Source organism: Quadrisphaera sp. DVD1 (assembly GCF_058932755.1).
Window position 1 is genome coordinate 1 of sequence record NZ_JBZYWI010000231.1, and the last position, 2,827, is coordinate 2,827.

At 79.2% G+C, this 2,827-nt stretch carries 3 protein-coding genes and 1 riboswitch; of the genes, 1 reads left to right on the forward strand and 2 read right to left on the reverse strand.

Features of this window, described 5'->3' with window-relative positions; genetic code table 11:
- Window positions 1–522: DUF6518 family protein (locus tag AC5FZL_RS16290; protein ID WP_493619924.1), on the reverse strand; the 522-nt coding region annotated here is incomplete at its 3' end.
- Between the two features lie 94 nt (window positions 523–616).
- Window positions 617–1,234, reverse strand: a complete 618-nt coding sequence (locus tag AC5FZL_RS16295) for a class I SAM-dependent methyltransferase (protein ID WP_493619925.1) — start codon at window positions 1,232–1,234, stop codon at window positions 617–619.
- A gap of 140 nt (window positions 1,235–1,374) precedes the next feature.
- Here AC5FZL_RS16295 and AC5FZL_RS16300 point away from each other — a divergent pair, with 140 nt between their 5' ends.
- Complete coding sequence (locus AC5FZL_RS16300; protein ID WP_493619926.1) at window positions 1,375–2,421, forward strand: YeiH family protein; 1,047 nt, start codon at window positions 1,375–1,377, stop codon at window positions 2,419–2,421.
- A 68-nt stretch (window positions 2,422–2,489) separates the two neighbouring features.
- A riboswitch (FMN riboswitch) is annotated at window positions 2,490–2,621 on the forward strand.
- The last annotated feature ends 206 nt before the right edge of the window (window positions 2,622–2,827 follow it).

A 2,827-nucleotide genomic window follows, 5' to 3' on the forward strand; every position in this document is an offset into this window, starting at 1 on the left:
CACGCAGAAGACGACGGCGTCACCCCGGTAGCCGAGGTAGTGGCCGTAGGTGACGGCGCCCTCGGCGAGGAACACCCCGCCCACCAGCGCCGCCCCGAGCGCCGCCCAGCGCAGCGACCGCGCGCGCCGCCAGCACCACCCCGCCGCTCCCAGGACCGGCCCGCCGACCAGGCCGGTGGCCGTCCACAGCACCACCATCGCGGGGTTGACGCCGAAGCCGCGCAGCGCGGAGGTGGCGTAGTACCCGCCCACCTCGCCGCAGCACACGAGCACTCCCGCGGCGACGGCGACCCAGGGACGCCGGCTGAGGGCGCCGACGAGGAACGCCGGGACGACCCAGGGGCCGACCGCGTTCGCCAGCCCGGCGAAGGGCCAGGGCAGCACCGTCTGCAGGCCGGAGGTGGCCGCGCCCCACGCCACGCCCGCCAGGACGGCGAGGCCGAGCAGCCGCGCGGCGCCCCCGTCGGTCACGGAGCGCGCGGAGCGGGGCGGGCGTGCCGTGGCGGGGGCGAGAGCGCTCATGGCCCCAGGCTGGCGCCCGGTGGCCCGCTGCTGCGTCAGCCCGTGGTCGGGACGTCGGCGCCCGCGCCTCCTCCCCAGGGCTGACGGCTGGGCCTCAGCGGCGGACGGCGCGCAGCACGAGGTCCTCCACGTGGTGGGCGCCGCCCCCGCCGGTGACCGACCGGGGGCGGCGCTCGTCGACCTCGACCTGCCACCCGTCGTCGAGCAGCGCCGCGACGTCGGCGGGGAGCGCGTACAGCGCCGGGTCGAACCCGCCGGTGTGGTGCTGGTGGTCGAGGGCGTGGTGGACCACGAGGAGCGTCCCGCCGGGCGCGACGAGGTCGACGAGCGTGCGCTCGGCCACCGCGTCCGGGGTCTTCAGCAGCACCGGGTACTGCGCGGAGACGAGGTCGAAGGAGCCGGCCGGCAGGCCCGCCTCCACGAGCCCGGCGTGCACCCAGGTGACGGAGGTGCCCGCCTCGGCGGCGTGCCGCTCCGCCCGGTCCAGGGCGACGCGCGAGACGTCGAGCGCGGTGACCCGCCACCCCCGGCGGGCGAGCCACACGGCGTCCGCGCCCTCCCCGCAGCCGACGTCGAGGGCGCGGGCGGGGGCCAGGGAGGCGACCTCGGCGACGAGCGCGCCGTTCGGCTCGCCGCTCCAGACCCGCTCGGCGGTGGCGTAGCGGGCGTCCCAGTCCTCGGCACCCGGGGTGAGGTCCACGGCATCGGTCATGGAGGCATCGTGGCCGCCGCGCCGGTCCTGCACCCAGCCCTCTTGCCGCTGCGGCAACTCGCGGGCCCGGCCGGGCCGCCGGGGCCTCGCGCGCAGGGCCGGTGACCACCGCCGGAGCGGCGGGCGCCATCGTCGTGGGCATGACACCGCGGCCGGCGCTCCTGACCACCCCCGGAAGGCTCGGGGCCGTCCTCGGGGGGCGGGCGGCGCTGCCGGGCCTGCTGGCCGTGGCCCTCGCCACGGCGGCCGCCTTCGCGCTCGCGCGCGCCCTCCCGGGACTGAACCCCTCCACCGTCGCGGTGGTCCTGGGCGCGGTGGCGGCCAACCTCGGCCTGCACCGCCCGGCGCTGCGCCCGGGCACCGGCGTGGCGTCGCGCCGGCTGCTGCGCACCGCCGTGGTGCTGCTGGGCCTGCAGCTGGCCCTGCCCGAGCTGCGCGGCCTCGGCCTCGGGGGGCTCGCCGTCGTGGTGGTCACCGTCGCGGTGACCTTCACCGGCACCCGCCTGCTCGGCCGGCTCCTCGGCGTGCCGCGGGCGAGGTCGCTGCTCGTCGCCACCGGCTTCTCGATCTGCGGCGCCTCGGCCGTGGCGGCGATGGCGGAGGTCGCCGACGGCGACGAGGACGACACGGCGGTGGCGATCGCGCTCGTGACCCTGTGCGGGAGCCTCGCGATCGTCGTCCTGCCGCTGCTGCGCGGCCCGCTCGGGCTGGGCCCGGCGGCCTTCGGCAGCTGGGTGGGCGCGAGCGTGCACGACGTCGGGCAGACGGTCGCCACCGCCGACCGCGTGCCGGGGGCGCTGACGACCGCTGTGGTGGTCAAGCTCTCCCGCGTGGTGCTGCTGGCGCCGCTCGTGGCGGGGGTCGCCCTCGCCCGCCACCGCGCGGCCGGCACCGGGACCGGCACCGGGGCCGGTGACGGACGCCGTCCGCCGGTCCTGCCGCTGTTCGTCGTGGGGTTCCTCGCGGCGATCGCGCTCTCCAGCACCGGGGCCCTCCCGGCCGGTGCGCTCGACGTCGCGGAGCGGGTGCAGCAGGTGCTCCTCGTCGCCGCCCTGGTCGGCCTCGGCACCGGCATCCACTGGCGGGTGCTGCGGCGCACCGGGGGACGCGCCCTCGTCCTCGGCCTGACCAGCTGGACGCTGGTCGCGGGCGTGGCCTACGCCGGGGTGTCGCTGCTGGGCCGGTGACCACCGCCGGGACGGCCGCGCCGGTCGGGCGGCGCCCCCGGGCGCGAGTGGCACACTGGAGGCGTACGACGCGTGCCCCGGGGTCGGTGGAAGTCCGAGCCGGCGGTCACAGTCCGCGACCCGGCCGTGAACCTGCGGCCGGTTGACCCGGTGGAACTCCGGGACCGACGGTGAGAGTCCGGAGGGGAGGCGGCACGCGGCGGACGCGCGCCGCCGACGGCCGCCGCACCCTGCGGCGCGACGCCCGCACCCCGGCGCACGGTCCCGCCGTGCCCTCCTCGCGCCACCCTCCTCGCCCCCGGGAGCCCGCTCCGGGACCGAGGACGGGAGCAGACGGGTGGAGGACGCCGAGGAGCGCGCCATGCGCCGCGCGGTGGAGCTGGCCTCCCGCGGGGCCGCCACGGCC

Coding starts and splice junctions, on each gene's coding strand:
- AC5FZL_RS16295 (WP_493619925.1), bottom strand. CDS start 1,234: ATGACCGATGCCGTGGACCTCACCCCGGGTGCCGAGGACTGGGACGCC.
- AC5FZL_RS16300 (WP_493619926.1), top strand. CDS start 1,375: ATGACACCGCGGCCGGCGCTCCTGACCACCCCCGGAAGGCTCGGGGCC.